Here is a 17,839-nt window from a genome sequence, read left to right as displayed (position 1 = left end):
TATGGTGAGAATCGCACGGAGAAAGAGTGGGGACTCTCTCAGGTAAAGAACCCAAGGAGACCCACATGCCTTCACGGCCTGCACCGACCCGACCACTTCGCACCTTGCTCAGCTTCGTCGCCATCACCGTCATCGCCGCGAGCGGCGTCGCGGTCGCGGCTCCCGCCTCCGCGGCGGGTGAGACGCTGAACGTGACCCTCTCTCAGACGACCGGCACCGGCCCCTTCGATGCCGACGATGCGGCGGGCCACGACTCGTCGGACACCAACGATGTCGTCCGCACGAACGACACCGTGACCTACACGGTGGGAATTCGCTACGAGGGCGGCGACCAGACCGCACCGCATCTGAAGTTCACCCTGCCGCAGGGTGAGGAGCTCGTGGCGCTGCCGCCGTTCTGTCTCCCGGGGTCCACGTTGACTCCGGCGACACTGCCCGATCCGGTGGTGCCGACGACGGCCACATCGTGGACGTCGCTGCCCGCGCAGGCGATCGACTGCCTGGTCGCTCCGCAGAGCCAGGGCACCTCGCTGAACTACGACTTCCTGTCGAAGGTGCGCCCGGAGGTACCGAACGGCGCGGTCCTCGGGCCCGTCTCCGTCTCCGCCACCACCGACCAGGTGACCACCCCGGCGACATCGGAGAACGTGCAGCACACCGTTTCGGCTGCTGCGCAGTTCGACGTGTCCAAGCGCCTCGCAAGCACGAGCGACACCAGCGGGCCGTTCTATCAGTACTCCGCGCCCTGCTCCTTCGACAGCGCACGGTCCTGCTACGGCTTGGTCTTTCCGCTGACCATCAACGCGCCCTCGGGCGGCAAGGGCATTACGCCGCTGGCCTCGCCGATCACCGTGACAGAAGATCTGACCCCTGACGCCTTCTTCGGCGCGGGCACCACGACATCGGCTGCATGGACGGCAGCTGGTGCAGGTGCGCTCGACAAGTACGCGCCCCGCCTCTCGTCCTGCAGCCCCAGCGTCCTCTACCTTCACGGCGCGCTGCCCAGCCCGAGTGGGGGAAGCGAGACAAACACCGAGGCGGTGCGCAACAGCGGTTCCATCACCTGCGCGCAGACGTCGCTCGGCACGCCGGTCGACCTCGTGATCACCGGCGCCGACACCACCGCTTTCACCGTTCCCTCCTCGTCGCAAGACGGGCTCGCTCTTCCCGCGGATTCGGCGCTTGTCCTCTCCACCGTGGTCATCATCGAACTGCCTATCGAGGCCATCACCGATCTCGGCACCTCGGTCGACGGCGTTTCGAATCTGGACTGGCGCAACACGTACTCCGATGTCGTAGCGACCGACATCGCCGGCAATCCGAACCAGGGAGATGATCCGTCGAACAACACCCGAGCGGGTAACACCAACGTGCGCTCCTCGGGCACGTTCGACAAGGTGTTCTCCGGCGTCACGGGTGATCCGGGCAATACCCTGACGACCAGCGAGGGTGCGGTGCCGAACGGCTACACCGACTACGAGTTCGAGGGCCCTCCGGGGTCGAGCCAGTCCCACGATGGAAACACCGTCGTGCTGCCGGGCCAGACCGTTCTCAGCAACCTGTATTCGACTCAGTCCATACCGGTCAACACCGGTACGCAGTTCTCGACGAGCAAGATCGTCTGCGATGTCTGGGACGACACCAAGCTCGGACTGCCGTCGACCTTCGACTACGCAGGATCGACGCAAACCGTCGTTGCCCTTCCTTCGGGCGGTTCACCCGTATGGATCTCCGGTTTCCACAAGGACAGTGGCACCGACTACGACGCCGACGTCTCGCAGCTGGCAAACCTCACCATTCAGTACAGTTCCACGGCGACACCCGCAAGCGGTGCGGACAGCGACTGCTCGACCGGAACGTGGTACGACTCCGCGGCCGCGGTGCCCGGCGCCACTCTGGTGAACGGCCTCTGGCAGGGCGTGAACCGGGTGCGGGTCGGCTTCAGCACCAAGGCTGGTACCGACCAGACGTTCGCGGTCAATACCTCGATCGCTCTGACGGTGCTCGACACAGCCGGGGCGCAGGGCACGGTCCTCCCCAACTGGGCCAGCACCATCGAGTCCCAGGGCGTCATCGACCGCGACGCCGTGCTCGCCGACCCCGACGCCACGAAGCAGCTCTCGACGTACGACCCCACGACGAATGCGGGCGCCTACGGAGACCGCCTCATCGTCGGCCAGGCTGTGGCCCGCATCAAGAAGTTCGTCAAGAACCCCGACACGGGCGACTACACCGACACGGCGGTGCCGCAGTACACCGCGGGATCGAACATCGACTATCGACTGAACCCCAGCCTCACCGCGTCGTCATCCGCCGCGGGAACGTTCGGCGATGTCACGGTCGAGGACTGCCTGCCTCGCTACCAGTCGCTGGTGTCGTCGTCTCGTGAATCCGGTGCGCCGATCACGCCCGTCCTCACCCAGATCGGTTCGCCCGCCGGTGCCGGCATCACCTGCGCCGCCGACGAGACCTACGTCAAGTGGGACCTCGGCCAGAACGAGATCAACTCGCCGATCGATCCGATCCTCTACACCGTCGAGGTGTCGGCGACCGTGCGCAACGGCCTCTACACGAACACCACCCTCGCCACCTCGAGCGGCGACCCGTCGCCGGCATCCGCCCGCAGCGACACCGCCCAGGTGCAGATCGTCGTTCCCACGGGAATCAAGATCGCCAAGTCGGTCGACAAGTCTCTCGTCGACGTCACGCCCGACGGAGCCACCACACCCCGAGGCTTCACCTGGACGATCGACTTCGCCAACATCGACTCGCCTCAGAACGTGTCGGATGCCGACGTGATTGACGTTCTTCCGGCCAACGGAATCGGAGGGACGCACTTCACGGGTTCCCTCGAACTCGTCTCCGTCACCCCGGCGGGCGCCACCACCGGCGTCGCCACTCTCTACACGGCGGATCCCTCGGCCGATCTTCAGGTCGACCCGTCCGATCCGAGTAACGGAGCGACCGGCAGTACGGTCTGGTGCGATGCGGCTTCAGGAGGCGCGGTGGTGTCCGGCTCGGGCTCGGCCGCCGACTGCCCGACCTCGCTGGCCGATGTCACCGGGCTCCGATTCCTCCGGGCGGGCGAGTTCACCCCGACCGACGAGTTCACGATGGCCATCGCCATGGCTCCGTCGGGAAACAGCGCCGCCGATGTCTACGAGAACCGCACCTCCGGACGCGTCGTCGGTGTGTCGCAGCCCGTCGGACCAGCTGTGCGCGATGTCACCGTCGTGTCCTCCTCGATCGGTGACTACGTCTGGAACGACGTCGACGGCAACGGCATTCAGGATGCGGGCGAGCCCGGCATCGCAGGCTTCCCTGTGGCGCTGACCGGCACCGATATCGACGGCAACCCGATCACCGCGTCGACGACCACGGATGCGGCGGGCATGTACCTGTTCGCCGATCTGCCGTCGGGCACCTACACGGTGACCTTCGACCCCACTGGGCTGGGCAGTACCTACGCCTTCACCCAGTACAAGCAGGGTGCGGATGGCGAGCTGGATTCGGATGCCGATGTGACGACCGGTGAAGCAGCCGCAGTGACCCTCGGGCAGAACGAGCAGCGCCTCGACGTGGATGCCGGACTCACACGGCTCCAGACGGCCTCGATCATTCTGACCAAGGTCGTCGTCGACCCCGACACGAGTGACGAAGCGGGCGACGCGACGTCGTTCCCCGTGACCATCACCTGCACCGTTCCGGAGAACCCGGCGCCCATCGTGATCGACACGACGGTCGCGGCCGATGGAACGCCGACCAAGGTGACGGGCCTTCCTGTCGGTGCGACCTGTGTCATCGTCGAGACCGACACCGACGGCGCAGTCGTCACCTACTCGGTCGAGAACGGCACGATCACGACCATCGGCGAACCCGTCGACGTGACGATCACGAACACCTTCCCCGGAACATCCGTGGCCAAGCAGGTCGTGGGTGCGCCGGCGAAGAATGCCGACGGCAGCTACACGATCACGTACGACGTGACGGTGTCGAACACGGGCGAGGTCGACACCGTCTACACGGTCGAGGATGAACTGCACTACGGCGCCGGCATCGTCGTCGACAACGCGGAGATCACCGACTCACCCGACGGTGTCGACGTGAACGACGGCTGGAACGGTGTCACCGACCTGGTGATCGCCGAAGACGTCGACATCCCCGTCGATGGAGTGCACGTCTACCGGGTCGTCGTCACGGCGACGGTTCCGACCACCGTCACCACGGGAGCCCGCAACTGCGAGATCGGCACGGGCGAGACGGGCACAGGGTTCCTGAACTCCGCGACCGTCGTGACCGATCGCGGTGAGACCACCGCCTCTGACTGCGCCCCGGCGCCGGAGGAGCCCGTCGTTCCGGTTGCGAAGCCGGGAACCGGAAGCCTGCCCAACACAGGAGCGAACGTGACCATCGGGCTCGCGGCGCTGCTCGGGCTGATGCTCGCCGGCGGAGTCGCGCTCGTCATCTCGAGGCGTCGACGGGTCGAATGACGACTGACCCATCGCGCGCTCCTCACCCCCGACCGCGTGGGGTAGAGGACTGAGCCCGGCGGGCGCATCCAGAATCTTCAGCCACAAAGATGACGGATGCGCCACGCCGGGCTCAGTCGGTTCGGGGAGCCGGCGGCTCGCGTCGGCGGGCCGCCCGGTCAGGCCGCCTGATCGGGCCGACGCGAGCGAGGCTCGTATCTGGTCGGGACGAACGCCCGCGCAACCAGGGCGCGCAGGCTCTCGAGCGATCCGGTCACGAGGCCCTGGGCGCGGGCCTGGATGAGCACGTTGCCGATGGCGGTCGCCTCGACGGGCCCGGCGAGGACCGTGCGGCCTGTGCGGTCGGCCGTGAGCTGGCACAGCAGAGTGTTCAGCGATCCGCCGCCCACGATGTGGATGGTGCTGATCGTGCGCCCCGACAACTCGGCGAGCAGCTCGATCTTCGTCGCGTACGCGTGCGCGAGGCTCTCGATGATCGACCGCACGAATTCGCTCATGGTGCGCGGCGCATCCAGATCGTTCTCGACGCACCAGTCGACGATGCGCGACGGCAGGTCGCCCGGCGCGAGGAAGCGCGGGTCGTCGGCGTCGAAGACCGCGACCGGCGTCGTGACCTGGGAGGCCTCGGCGATGAGCGTGGGCAGGTCGATCTGTGTGCCGCCCGCCTTCTCCCACGTGCGCACCGATTCGCTCAGCAGCCACAGGCCCATCACGTTGTTCAGGTAGCGCACGCGCCCGTCGACGCCGCCCTCGTTCGTGAAGTTCGCCAGGCGGCTCGCCTCGCTCACGACGGCGCTCGGCAGCTCGACACCGACGAGCGACCACGTGCCGCTCGAGATGTACGCGAAATCGTCGCCGGTCGCAGGCACGGCGACCACAGCGGATGCCGTGTCGTGCGACCCGACGGCGGTCACCTGCAGAGACTGTGCCGCCCGGCGCGAGAGTCCGATCTCGGATGCGACGGTCGGCAGAAGGGTTCCGACGGGCGTGCCCGCCTCGACCAGCTCGGGGAACAGTCCGCGGGGCAGGCCGAGGCGCGTGATGAGTTCATCGTCCCACTCGCGGGTGTGCACGTTGAGCAGTCCGGTGGTCGAGGCGTTCGTCTTCTCGGCGCGGGCGACGCCCGTGAGCCAGTAGTTGATGAGATCGGGGATGAGCAGCGCGGTGTCCGCTGAATCGAGCGAGCCCGCGATGCTGTCTGCGGCGAACTGGTAGAGCGTGTTGAACGGCAAGAACTGCAACCCGTTCGACGAGTACAGCTCTGCGGGTGACACGATACGGTTCGTGGCCTCCACGCCGGCAGCGGTGCGCTCGTCGCGGTAGTGGTAGGGGTTGCCGAGCATGCGGGTGCCCCGCATGAGCGCGTAGTCGACCGCCCAGGAGTCGACGGCGATGCTCTCGACCGACGGCTCCTCGCGAACGGCGGCGCCGAGGCCCGAGACGACGTTGCGGTAGAGCTCGAGGATGTTCCAGTGCAGTCCGTCGATCGTCGAGACCGGGTTGTTCGGAAACCGCGCCACGGGGCGCAGGCTGAGCTCGTTGTGCGAGACGTGGCCCAGCATGACCCGACCGCTGGTCGCTCCGAGGTCGACGGCGGCGACGGCGGCGGTCATGCGGCGCTCCCCGTTCCCTGAGCTTGTCGAAGGGCTGTTCCCGTCGCCGTTCCTATCGCCGTTCCCTGAGCTTGTCGAAGGGAGACCACGCTGCGGCGAATCCCTTCGACAGGCTCAGGGAGCGACGAGGACATCATGCTGAGCATCATCGCAGGAAGGCAGCCGCGACGCCCGCGTCGACAGGAATGTGCAGGCCCGTGGTGTGTGTGAGGTCTTCGCCCGTGAGCACGGCGACCGCGTTGGCCACGTTCTCCGGGAGCACCTCGCGGCCCAGGATGGTGCGCTTCGCGTAGTACGCGCCCAGCTCCTCCTCGGGCACGCCGTAGACGGCGGCGCGCTTGGCACCCCATCCACCCGAGAAGATGCCCGATCCACGCACGACGCCGTCGGGGTTGATGCCGTTGACCTTCACTCCGTGCTCGCCGAGCTCCACGGCCAGCAGCCGCACCTGGTGCGCCTGGTCGGCCTTCGTCGCCGAGTACGCGATGTTGTTCGGGCCGGCGAACACCGAGTTCTTCGACGAGATGTAAATGATGTCGCCGCCCATCTTCTGTTCGATGAGTACCTTCGCGGCCGCCTTCGACACGAGGAACGAGCCTTTGGCCATGACGTTGTGCTGCAGGTCCCAGTCGCCCTCGGTGGTGTCGAGCAGCGGCTTCGACAGCGAGAGTCCGGCGTTGTTGACCACGAGGTCGAGGCCGCCAAAGGCGAGAACTGCCGCGTCGATCGCCGCCTGGATTTCGTCTGCGCTGGTCACGTTGGCCTGCACGCCGATGGCGACGTCGGTCGATCCGAGCTGCGCGGCGGCATCCTGAGCCTTCTCGAGGTCGAGATCTGCGATCACGACGCACGCGCCGTCTTTCGCGAGGCGGGTCGCGATGGCCTTGCCGATTCCGGATGCCGCACCCGTGACGAGCGCGACGCGCGTCGCGTGCGACTTCGGCTTGGGCAGGCGCTGGAGTTTGGCCTCCTCGAGGGCCCAGTACTCGATCGCGAACTTCTCGCTCTCTTCGATGGGGGCGTAGGTCGAGAGCGACTCGGCGCCGCGCATCACGTTGATCGCGTTGATGTAGAACTCGCCGGCAACGCGGGCTGTCTGCTTGTTCGCGCCGTAGCTGAACATGCCCACACCGGGAACGAGAACGATCGCCGGGTCGGCGCCGCGGATCGCGGGGGAGTCGGCCGTGGCGTGCCGGTCGTAGTAGGCCTGGTAGTCGGCCCGGTACTCGGCGTGAAGCTCGACGAGGCGCGCGATCGAGTCCTCGATGGATGCGTCGGCCGGCAGGTCTAGGATCAGCGGCTTGACCTTGGTGCGCAGAAAGTGGTCGGGGCAGCTCGTGCCGAGCTCTGCGAGGCGCGGTGCCTCGCTGGAGGCGAGGAAGTCGAGCACGACGTCCGCGTCGGTGAAGCTGCCGACCTTGGGGGCGTCGGTCGAGGCGAGGCCGCGGATCGTGGCGCCGAGGGCGGCGGCCTTCGCTCGGCGCTCCGCCTTCTCGAGCGCACCGAAGCCGTCGCGGGCAGGGCCGAAGGGCTCCGCCTTTCCGTGCTCGGCGATGTAGGCGGCGGCGGTGTCGATGATCCAGAGGCTGTTCGCCTCGGTCTCGTCGCTCGTGTCGCCCCACGCGGTGATGCCGTGGCCGCCCAGGATGCAGCCGATCGCATCCGGATTCTGGCGCTTGATCTCGGCGATGTCGAGGCCGAGCTGGAAGCCGGGGCGGCGCCACGGAACCCAGACGACCTTGTCGCCGAAGATCTTCTCGGTGAGTTCCTCGCCGTCGGCGGCGGTCGCGATGGCGATGCCGGAGTCGGGGTGCAGGTGGTCGACGTGCGCTGCGTCGACGAGACCGTGCATGGCCGTGTCGATCGAGGGGGCCGCGCCGCCCTTGCCGAACAGGGTGTAGTCGAAAGCGGCGACCATCTCGTCTTCGCGGTCGACACCGGGGTAGACGTTCACGAGCGAGCGCAGACGGTCGACGCGCAGAACGGCGAGGCCGGACTCGGTGAGCGTGCCGAGGTCTCCGCCGGAGCCCTTCACCCACATGAGCTCGACCTGTTCGCCGGTGACCGGGTCGGTGGCGGTGCCTTTCGCGGAGGTGTTTCCGCCCGCGTAGTTCGTGTTCTTCGGGTCCTGTCCGAGTCGGTTGGAGCGGGCGATCAGCTCGGCTGAGGCGACGGGGGTCTCGGGGGAAGTCATGGGCGCTCCAATGCACGGGGTTTGTTGCGTTTTGTTAGATGTTACAAAATCTAACGCGGGAATACAATGCTCGAGCGTCCCGTCCGTTCCCTGAGCTTGTCGAAGGGGGTCTAGAGCAGTTCGACCAGGTCGCGATACGGGTCGAGCGCCGGGTCGGCCGGGTCGAGCTCCGTCACGAGGATGCCGATCTCGTGCCACGCGAAGCCAACGGCGAGGGCCTGCTGGCCGAGCTTCGACGAGTCGACGAGCAGCACGATCTCCCGGGCGCGCTCGGCGAAGGCCCGCTTCACCTGGCTCTCGGCGAGCGACACCTCGGAGCTGCCGTTCGGCGCATCCAGCGAGTAGGCCGACGCGAAGAACCGGCCATAGAGCATGGACTGGGCGCTCTGGCACGCGATCAGCCCGACAAAGCTGCCGGTGCGGTCGTCGAGTTCGCCGCCGACCAGAATCGGCGAGACCGCCTTGTTCTGGGTGAGGGCGGCGAAGTTCTCGTAGCTGTTGGTCGCGACGGTCAGCGGACCGGTCGGTGCGAGGTGGGCGGCGAGGCCTCCGGCGGTGGTGGATGCGTCGACCGCTATCGATCCCGCGCCAGGGAGAAGGGCGGCGGCCTTCTCCGCGATACGCGTCTTGGCGGCGAGCCCCGTTGTGCGGCGCTCGCTGAAGGGCCGGGCGTCGAGGGCCGGAACGGCGCCGCCGCGCACCCGTCTCGCGAGGCCCGCCGCATCCAGTTCGTCGAGGTCGCGGCGCACGGTCATGACGCTCACGCCCAGCTGCTCAGCAGCGGCTTCGAGCCGAACGCCGCCCTCGGAGCGGAGGGTCTCGAGCAGCGCATCACGGCGGGCCTCGGCGCCGAAGCTGCGGGTCGTCGCCATGGTCGCCTCCTGACGTGCTTCTCGATGAGAGCGTTTGCGCGTTATCTCACATAAAGTAACATGCCCGACGGCCTAGGATGGCGCGCGTGCTGATCCGCGATGGGTTCCCCGGTCAACGGTTGCGTGTCTTGTCGCGACCGCGCGTCGTCGAGGCGCTCGCCGCGCCGATAACCGAACGTCTTCTGGTGACCGACGCGGGGCACTTCCCGCATGCGGCCGCCCACGGCCGCTCCCGACCGCGGGGTGCCGACGAGGTCGTCGTCATCCTCTGCACGGATGGTGCCGGGTATGTCGAATTGCGTGGCCAGACGTACGGCGTCTCGCCGGGCGACATCGTCGTGATCCCTGCCGGGGCGCCGCATCGGTATCGTGCCGACCCCCTCAATCCGTGGACGATCTGGTGGATGCACGTCGTCGGCCTCGACAGCGACGTGTTCGTCACGGCGATCGCCGAGTCGTCGACCGAGTTCTCTCCGGTCATGCCCGCGCACGATCCCTACGCCGCGCGTGCCGCATTGGAGCATGTGCTCGTCTCCCTCGAGCGCGACGACACGGTCGCCTCCCTTCGCTCGGCATCGGGGGCGGCATGGGGTGTGCTCGCCCAACTCGCGGCCGACCGCGCCAGAGGAACCACCGAGGCCGGCGACCCGATTCTGGCTGTGCAGGACTACCTTCGCGAGAACCTCCACAGCAACGCGAGCGTGGCCGAACTGGCGAAGATGGCGGGTTTCAGCGACTCGCACTTCTCGGCACGGTTCCGACACGCGTCGGGGACCAGCGTGGTGGAGTATCGCAAGCGTCTGAGAAGCGCCCGGGCGCGCGAGCTGCTGATCACGACGGATGCGTCCGTCGCGGCGATCGCGCTCGCGGTCGGATACGACGATCCCTTCTACTTCTCGCGCCATTTCCGGGCCATCAACGGCGCGAGTCCGAGCCAGTACCGTGAGGCCTTCCGGGATAGGTGACGGCAACCGAGGTCTCTGACTCGTAGCGCCGATGATCAGAGAATCGTCTAGGTGATTGCATCGGTTTGTACTCATGCCGTGGTCGTGCCCCGTCATATCGTTTAGGTGCGGTGAGTCCGTCGGCATGATCGCCCGCCACCGCCAGCACCGCCCAGGTCACACTCCGGCTCCGTTGTCGGCCAGTCAAAGAAGATGAGGAAATTACGGATGAACAAGCACACAGCGTCGCGCTCGTGGAAGCGAATCGCGATAGTCGGGGTCGCCGTCGCGGCGCTCGCACTCACCGGATGCACCTCCGGAATGGAGTCCAGTGGCACCTCCACTGATTCCGCAGCAGGCCCGAGTGACGGGCCGCTCACCATCGCCTTCCTGCAGAAGCAGGGCGATCAGCAGTACTTCATCGATGAGGCGAACGGGGCCAAGCAGGCAGCCGACGCCGACGGCGACGTCAGCATCAATGTCGTGGATCTCGGCACCGACTCGAACAAGGCGATCTCGGAGGTCGAGGCCGCTATCGCTCAGAAGGTAGACGGCATCATCATCGTGGTGCCCGACCAGCAGATCGGTCCGCAGGTCATTCAGCTCGCTGAGGAGGCCGGAATCCCGATCATGGCGGCCGACGACACGATCGAGGACGCTTCGGGTACCGCCGCACCCTTCTCGGGCTTCGACGGCACGTCGATGGGCGAGAAGGTGGGCGCCGAAGCCGCGCGTCTGTACCAGGAGGCGGGCTGGACTGCAGCGGACACGCGCATCCTCTCTGCGTACAAAGAGGACCTCTCCGTCTGCACCCAGCGCGTCGGCGGTGCGGAGAGCGCCTTCTCCGAGGCCGTCAGTGACGGTCCGGAGATCATCGACATCGGTACCGACAACTCGGCCACCGACGCTCAGGACAAGGCGGGTGCCATCATCACGGCCAACGCCGGGGTGAAGAACTGGGTCGTCTGGGGCTGCAACGACGAGAGTGAGACCGGTGTCGTCACTGCCCTGCAGAACTCCGGTGTCTCGCCCGACAACATCATCGGGGTCGGACTCGGCGCGTACCTGACCTGCAAGGACTGGAACGCCGGCCAGGAGACGGGCAACAAGGCTGCGCTGTTCATCTCGGGTATCGAGGTGGGCAAGGCCGCTGCCACCTCGATGATCGATCTGCTGCGCAACGGCACCGCCCTCCCGCCGATGTCGATCGCCAACACCGAGATCGTGGATGCCACGAACTGGGAAGCCAAGGGCGTCGTCTGCACCTAGCGGCTCGGCCGGGTGGGGTGGCGATCAGGTCGCCCCACCCGGCGCAGCCGACCATCCCGACGTCAACTGAAAAGGACATGCAATGACGCAGGAATCCATCGCTCTGCGCGCGACAGGCATCACGAAAAGCTACGGCCCGGTCAAGGCGCTCCGCGGAGTCGAACTGGAACTGCGCAGCGGCGAAGTCACCGCCCTGATGGGGGAGAACGGGGCCGGCAAGTCCACCCTGCTCAAGATCCTCAACGGCGACTTCCGGCCGGACGAGGGCGAACTCAGCATCGACGGGATGCCTGTCGATTTCGGTGATCCGTCGGATGCCCGCGCGGCCGGCCTGCGGGTCATAGCGCAAGAGCCGGAGATCATCGCCGCAGTCTCCGTGGCCGAGAACATCTTCGTGGGCAACCTGGGCTCCGTGGGTTACAACCGCACAGCGCTTCTGCGGCGCACGCGCGACGAGCTCGAACGCTGGGGCTTCCACCGCACGATCCGCGCCGAGGCGCTCGGATCCGAGCTCTCGCCCGCCCAACGGCAGATCGTCGAGATCATGCGGGCGGTCGTGAGCCGCCCACGCATCATCTGCTTCGACGAGCCCACGTCGTCGTTGGGTGATGAGGAGGTGACCCTCCTGTTCGCTCTGATTCGACAATTGCAGGCCGAGGGCATCGCCGTCGGCTACGTGTCGCACCGGATGGCCGAGATCTTCCAGCTCGCCGACCGCATCACGGTGCTCCGCGACGGTGCCTTCGTCGGCACCAAGCTCGTCGCGGATACCGATCACGATGAGCTGGTGCGCATGATGGTGGGGCGCGACCTCAGCCAGTTCTTCCACCGAGACCCCGCCCCACTGGGCGAGACCGTTCTCGAGCTGAGGGGCGTCGGCAACCAATTCGTCGACGGCGTCGACCTCACGGTCAGGGCGGGTGAGGTCGTGGGTATCGCCGGCCTCGTCGGTGCCGGACGCAGCGAGCTCATGAAGACCATCGCCGGCGACTACCCGACCACAAGCGGCGAGATCCTGGTTTCGGGCCAAGCCCGCCGAATCCGGCAACCCTCAGACAGTATCCGCGCCGGCATCGGCTTCGCTCCTGAGGAACGCAAGGCCGAGGCGTTGCTGCTGCAGCGGTCGGTTCGCGACAATGCCGCGCTCGTGGTCCTCCGCTCCCTGTCGCGGTGGATCTTCGTGAACAACCGCGCCGAGCGCGCCCTGGCCCAGGAGTACATCGACCGGCTTCGCATCCGCACCCCCTCTGCCGAGCAACTCGTGGGCAATCTCTCGGGCGGAAACCAGCAGAAGGTGGTGCTGGCGCGCTGGCTCGCGACCAAGCCCAAGATCCTTCTGCTCGACGAACCCACACGGGGCATCGACGTCGGGGCCAAATCCGAGATCTACGCGATCATCGACGAGCTCGCGCACCAGGGCGTTGCCGTCATCGTCGTCTCGAGCGAACTCCCCGAAGTGCTCGGTGTCTCGGACCGCATCTACGTGATGGCGGCAGGCCGCATCTCGGGCGAACTGCCGCGCTCCGAAGCGAGCGAAGAGCGCATTCTGGCCCTCGCGATGGACGAGGACGTCGCCGCATGAACATCGCCACCCGAAAGGACAACCCCGTGCTTCCTGCACAGACTCAGACACAACCATCCGCGCCGACGAGATCGGACGTGGAGCGGGTATCGACATTCAGACGCGTCATCACGACCGTCGGTGTGCAGAACATCTCGCTCATCCTCGCCATCGCCATCGTGGTCGCCATCATCGGCATCCAGAACCCGCTCTTCTTCACGGTGCCGAACCTCAAGGTCATCGGCACGGCGATCGCGATCGTCGGCCTGCTCGCCGTGGTGCAGACCATCGTCATCATCCTCGGAGCGCTCGACATCTCGGTCGGCTCGATAGCGGGCCTGGCCTCGGTGACCTCCGCCATGATCTTCACCTCGACGACGTCGGCGGCAATGGGTGTCCTCGGAGCCGTCGCCATCGGTGTGCTCTGCGGACTCGTGAACGGTTGCATCATCGTCTTCGGCCGCGTGAACCCCGTGATCGCCACTCTCGCCACCCTGGCGGCGTTCAAGGGCGTCGCCCAGCTCATCTCCGACGGCCGGGCCCAGGGCTACACCGGGGCCGACCCGTTCTTCGTCTTCCTCGCCCGGGGAACCCTCCTCGGCATCCCGACCCTGATCCTCGTGCTCGTGCTGGTGGCCGTGCTCGCCCATGTCGTGCTGCGGTACACGACCATCGGCCGCAACATCTACGCCGTCGGCGGCAACAACATCGCGTCGCGACTCGGTGGCATCAACATCAACCGCTACATCATCGGGGTCTACATGGTGACGGGCGCGGTCGCCGCGATCGCGGGCATCCTCATCACGGCCCGCACCGGTTCGGGCCAGCCGATCTCGGGTTCCGAGGGCCTCGAGCTCCAGGCGATCACCGCCGCCGCTCTCGGCGGCGCGGCGCTCAAAGGCGGCAAGGGCGCGATCGCCGGCACCATCCTCGCCGTCATCCTGCTGGGCGTCCTCACGAACGGCATGACCCTCCTCGGCGTGAACACCTTCTGGCAGAACGTCGCGCAGGGAACGCTGCTCGTCGTCGCCGTGGTCATCCAGCAGCTGCGTTCGGGCGAGCGCCGCATCGGCATCCCCGGCTGATCAGCCGCCCAGCATCCGAACCGCACCACTTCCGACTGCCGATATCGAACGAGGCGCACGAAATGACCGTCGAAACGACCATGCCCGCCACCCCCGACCCCTCGCATGCTCAGGCCAAGATCGTCCTGCCCGAGGCACCGGATGCGTTGAGGCCGGAACTCGAGGCGGGTCGGCCGGTCGCGTGGAGCGAGCCCCTGACGATCCGCACCTACGAGGCCGATGAGCCGAGCGCCTATCCCATGTATCTCGACCGGCGCGTCTACCAGGGCTCGAGTGGCAAGGTCTATCCGATTCCCTTCACCGAGCGTGTCTCCGACCAGGCGCACGATCGCGAATGGCAGGCCGTGCACCTCGAGAACGAGTACGTTCGACTCGTCGTGCTGCCGGAACTGGGTGGCCGCATTCACATCGGCTACGACAAGACGACCGGCTACGACTTCTTCTATCGCAACAACGTCATCAAGCCCGCCCTCGTGGGTCTTGCGGGCCCCTGGGTCTCGGGCGGTGTGGAGTTCAACTGGCCGCAGCACCACAGGCCGGCCACCTACCTTCCCGTCGAGACGACGATCGAGCACGGTGATGACGGCTCCGTGACCGTGTGGTGTGCCGACCACGACCCCTTCACCCGGATGGCAGGCCAGCACGGCGTGCGACTCCGACCCGGCAGCAGCGTCGTCGAGCTCGCGGTGCGCCTGCACAACCGCACCAGCGAGCGCCAGACCTTTCTCTGGTGGGCGAACGTCGCCGCACCTGTGCACGACGACTACCAGTCGTTCTTTCCCGAAGATGTGCGCTACGTCGCCGACCACGCGCGTCGGGCCCTGACCGCATTCCCGGCCGCCGACCGTGAGTACTACGGCGTCGACTACGCCGCGCTCGCCGAGGCGGAGCCGGGGGCCGACCGTATCGACTTCTACCGCAACATCCCCGTGCCGACGTCGTACATGATCGTCGATTCGCAGCAGGACTTCTTCGGCGGGTACGACCACGCTGCGGGAGCCGGCTTCGTGCACTGGGCGGAACGGCGGCTCTCGCCCGGCAAGAAGCAGTGGACGTGGGGAGACGCCGCCTTCGGTCACGCCTGGGATGCGCAACTCACCGACGACGACGGGCCATACGTAGAGCTCATGGCCGGTGTCTACACCGACAACCAGCCCGACTTCAGCTGGCTCCTCCCCGGCGAGACCAAGGTCTTCACGCAGTACTGGTACCCGTTGCCCGCGGTCGGCGCAGTGCACCAGGCGACACCGGATGCGGCCGTGCACGTCGAGCGAGGCGATCGGCCCTCGGCCAGCTTCGCTGTGACGTCGCCCCGGGTGGGTGCAACGCTTCGGGTGAGCGACGGAGAAGCGGTCACGGCATCGAGAATCGCCGACCTCAGGCCGGGCGCACCCGCCGTGATCGACTTCGATGCGCTGACGGATTCCACGGTGATCGAGCTCCTCGACGCCTCGGGACGGTCGCTGGTGCGATGGTCGCAGACGGTCGTCACCGACGAGGAGCCGTGGGTCGCCGACGAACCGCTTCCACCCTCCGAGATCGAGACGGTCGAAGAGCTGTATCTCACGGGGCTGCACCTCAGTCAGTTCCGGCATCCCACGCGTTCGCCCCTCGACTACTGGCGGGCCGCGCTTCTGCGCGATGGCGGCGATGTGCGCACGAATCTCGCGCTCGCGGACCTCGAATACAGGTCGGGAGCGTATTCGAGCGCGATCGAACGGATCGAGACCGCCCTCGCGCGATTGACCCGTCGAAACGCGAATCCGCAAGACGCCGAGGCGTTCTACCTCGGCGGTCTGGCGTCGCTCCGGCTCGGCCGCGTGCACGAGGCGGAGGCGTACTTCGGCAAGGCCGGGTGGGACGGAACCTGGGCCGCCGGCGCCGGCTACGAACTTTCAGCGTCGCTCGCGCGTCGCGGACGTCATCGCGCTGCGCTGCGGGTGCTCGACTCGCTCCACTCGGCCGCGGCTCACGACAGTCGTCGCGACGTACTCGAAGCCATCGTGCTCCGCCGCCTCGGCGACGCCGCGCGTGCGGATGCGCTGCTGCGCTTGGAGTCGGCCCTCGAGCCGGTCAACCCGACCATCCGCACGCTCCTGGGAGGGGCGCCTCTCACCGATCCGGGGGCCGCCTTCGACGTGGCCCTGGAGCTGAGGGCTGCTGGCGAATTCGACGAGGCTCTCGCGACGCTCCATCGCGTGACGGCGATGCCGGCCACGGCAGCGGGCAATCTCGTTCCGCTGGCCCACTACGTCGCCGCCGGGTTGCTCGAAGGGCTCGGACGCGCCTCCGCCGCCGCGGAACAGCGCCGGATGGCCAGAGAGAGCGACCTGACCCGAGCGTTCCCCTACGGTCTCGACGCGCACGACGCGTTGACGGCGTCGCTGCGAATCGAGCCGGCGGATGCGACGGCCCGGTTCCTTCTCGGCATGCTGCTCTTCGCGCATGGTCGCCGACAGGACGCCCTCGTGGAGTGGGAGTCGGCGATCGAACTCGGGCTGGCGCATCCGGTCTTGTTCCGCAACGCCGGCCTCGCCGCCTATAACATCGCGCACAACGACGAGGCGGCATGGCTCCGCTACGAACAGGCGGTCGAGCTCGCCCCCCACGATGCGCGACTCCTGTTCGAGCAGGATCAACTGGCGTCGCGCCTCGGCCACCCCGTTGAAGAGCGCCTCGCCCGTCTTCGACCGCACGCGAGCCTGGTGCTCACCCGCGACGACTTCACGATCGAATTCGTCGGACTGCTTGTGGCGGGCGGGCTGGCCGAAGACGCGTTCGCTATTCTGCGGTCTCGCGAGTTCCACCCCTGGGAGGGAGGCGAGGGGCAGGCCATCCGAGCCTGGGATTCGGTGATCGCAGCTCTCGGTCTCCCTCCCACGGATCCGCCCGCCAGCCTGGGGGAGGCGCGCTCGCCCTACCTGGCACCCCAGGCTGTTCGAGAAGACGGTGTGACCGACTACTTCGCGACCAGCCACCCCGAGCTGTTGCTCTTCGCGCGGGAGGAGCCGGCGGCTCCGGCCTCCCGGCCCGACACCCGGGGCTAGCCGAGCTCGTCGATCGCATCCGTGATGAACTGCGCGACCTCGGCCGGCTTGGTCTGCATAACGAGGTGCGGAGCATCCAGCTCGATCACCTTGCGGGCGCCGGCTCGCTTGTAGCCGAAGCGCTCGACATCGGGGTTGATGGTCTTGTCTGCGCTCGAGACGATGCCCCAGCTCGGCTTGGTCTTCCAGACGGCCACCGGTGCGGTCTCCGAGAAGGCGACGGCCGCGAGGGGGCGCTGTCCGACGGCGAGGACGCGCGCGGTGTCGGCGGGCACACCGGCTGCGAAGATCTCGGGGAAGGTGTCGATCTTCACCGAGACGTCGGTTCCGGGCTCGGCGCCCTCGATGGGGTACGGCGAGTACACCAGATTCGCGGCGAGCGGCGAGTCGGGGAAGCCGCCCTGCAGCTGGCCCAGGCTCTCGCCCTCGTCGAGCGCGTAGCCCGACACGTAGACGAGCCCGATCACGTTCTCGGCGACGCCCGCGACCGTGATGACGGCTCCGCCGTAGGAGTGGCCGGCGAGGATGACCGGTCCGTCGATCTGCTCGACGAACGACCTGATGTAGGCCGAGTCGCCGATCAGGCTGCGGTTGAACACCGGGGGAACATGCACGGTGTAGCCCTGGTTCAGCAGCGCGAGGGTGACGGGCGCCCAGCTGGCGGCGTCGGCGAATGCTCCGTGCACGAGCACGATGGTGGGTTTCGTTGACATGATTTCTTCCTTACTTGTTGGGTGACGGTTACTTGCCGGGTGGTGCTGCGC

General features: G+C 67.3%; 10 protein-coding genes. 6 read left to right on the top strand and 4 right to left on the bottom strand.

Translation table 11 applies throughout. The annotated features are described in order from the left end of the window. The first annotated feature begins 65 nt into the window (after positions 1 to 65). Positions 66 to 4,490 carry an SdrD B-like domain-containing protein gene (locus ASF51_RS03260; protein ID WP_082479656.1) on the top strand — a complete coding sequence of 1,475 codons (4,425 nt, stop codon included), beginning with the start codon at positions 66 to 68 and terminating at the stop codon, positions 4,488 to 4,490. Positions 4,491 to 4,648: 158 nt separating this feature from the next. On the opposite strand, the gene ASF51_RS03255 is transcribed toward ASF51_RS03260, so the two are convergent. From ASF51_RS03255 to ASF51_RS03245, 3 genes are all read right to left on the bottom strand, one after another. Continuing rightward, on the bottom strand, positions 4,649 to 6,103 hold the full coding sequence (locus ASF51_RS03255) for a rhamnulokinase family protein (RefSeq protein WP_055925086.1): 1,455 nt from the start codon (positions 6,101 to 6,103) through the stop codon (positions 4,649 to 4,651). Positions 6,104 to 6,248: 145 nt separating this feature from the next. Further along, the gene (locus ASF51_RS03250) at positions 6,249 to 8,297 is read right to left on the bottom strand and encodes a bifunctional rhamnulose-1-phosphate aldolase/short-chain dehydrogenase (RefSeq protein WP_055925083.1); all 2,049 of its coding nucleotides are present in this window, start codon (positions 8,295 to 8,297) and stop codon (positions 6,249 to 6,251) included. Positions 8,298 to 8,407: 110 nt separating this feature from the next. Continuing rightward, positions 8,408 to 9,169: a DeoR/GlpR family DNA-binding transcription regulator gene (locus ASF51_RS03245; RefSeq protein ID WP_055925080.1), complete on the bottom strand. Its 762-nt coding sequence runs from the start codon at positions 9,167 to 9,169 to the stop codon at positions 8,408 to 8,410. Positions 9,170 to 9,297: 128 nt separating this feature from the next. Between ASF51_RS03245 and ASF51_RS03240 the strand changes: the two genes are divergently transcribed. The 5 genes from ASF51_RS03240 to ASF51_RS03220 all read left to right on the top strand — a co-directional run bounded on the left by ASF51_RS03240 (position 9,298) and on the right by ASF51_RS03220 (position 17,075). Next, positions 9,298 to 10,134 carry an AraC family transcriptional regulator gene (locus ASF51_RS03240; protein WP_235497118.1) on the top strand — a complete coding sequence of 279 codons (837 nt, stop codon included), beginning with the start codon at positions 9,298 to 9,300 and terminating at the stop codon, positions 10,132 to 10,134. A 207-nt stretch (positions 10,135 to 10,341) separates the two neighbouring features. Then, entirely contained in the window at positions 10,342 to 11,382 is a 1,041-nt protein-coding gene (locus ASF51_RS03235) for a substrate-binding domain-containing protein (protein ID WP_082479509.1), read from the top strand. A gap of 82 nt (positions 11,383 to 11,464) precedes the next feature. Beyond that, the gene (locus tag ASF51_RS03230) at positions 11,465 to 12,964 is read left to right on the top strand and encodes a sugar ABC transporter ATP-binding protein (RefSeq protein ID WP_055925076.1); all 1,500 of its coding nucleotides are present in this window, start codon (positions 11,465 to 11,467) and stop codon (positions 12,962 to 12,964) included. Beyond that, a complete protein-coding gene (locus ASF51_RS03225) occupies positions 12,961 to 14,028 on the top strand; it encodes an ABC transporter permease (protein ID WP_055925073.1) in 1,068 nt (355 codons plus the stop codon). The genes ASF51_RS03230 and ASF51_RS03225 overlap by 4 nt, the downstream gene beginning before the upstream one ends. Before the next feature lie 62 nt (positions 14,029 to 14,090). Continuing rightward, a complete protein-coding gene (locus ASF51_RS03220) occupies positions 14,091 to 17,075 on the top strand; it encodes a DUF5107 domain-containing protein (protein ID WP_055925070.1) in 2,985 nt (994 codons plus the stop codon). On the opposite strand, the gene ASF51_RS03215 is transcribed toward ASF51_RS03220, so the two are convergent. Further along, positions 17,072 to 17,788: an alpha/beta fold hydrolase gene (locus tag ASF51_RS03215; RefSeq protein ID WP_055925067.1), complete on the bottom strand. Its 717-nt coding sequence runs from the start codon at positions 17,786 to 17,788 to the stop codon at positions 17,072 to 17,074. The genes ASF51_RS03220 and ASF51_RS03215 overlap by 4 nt on opposite strands. Positions 17,789 to 17,839: the final 51 nt, after the last annotated feature.

Origin of the sequence: Agreia sp. Leaf283, assembly GCF_001422485.1 — a bacterium.
Classification (GTDB): domain Bacteria; phylum Actinomycetota; class Actinomycetes; order Actinomycetales; family Microbacteriaceae; genus Agreia.
The sequence above is the reverse complement of the archived record's forward strand: the minus strand, read 5'-3'. Positions and strand labels throughout refer to the sequence as shown.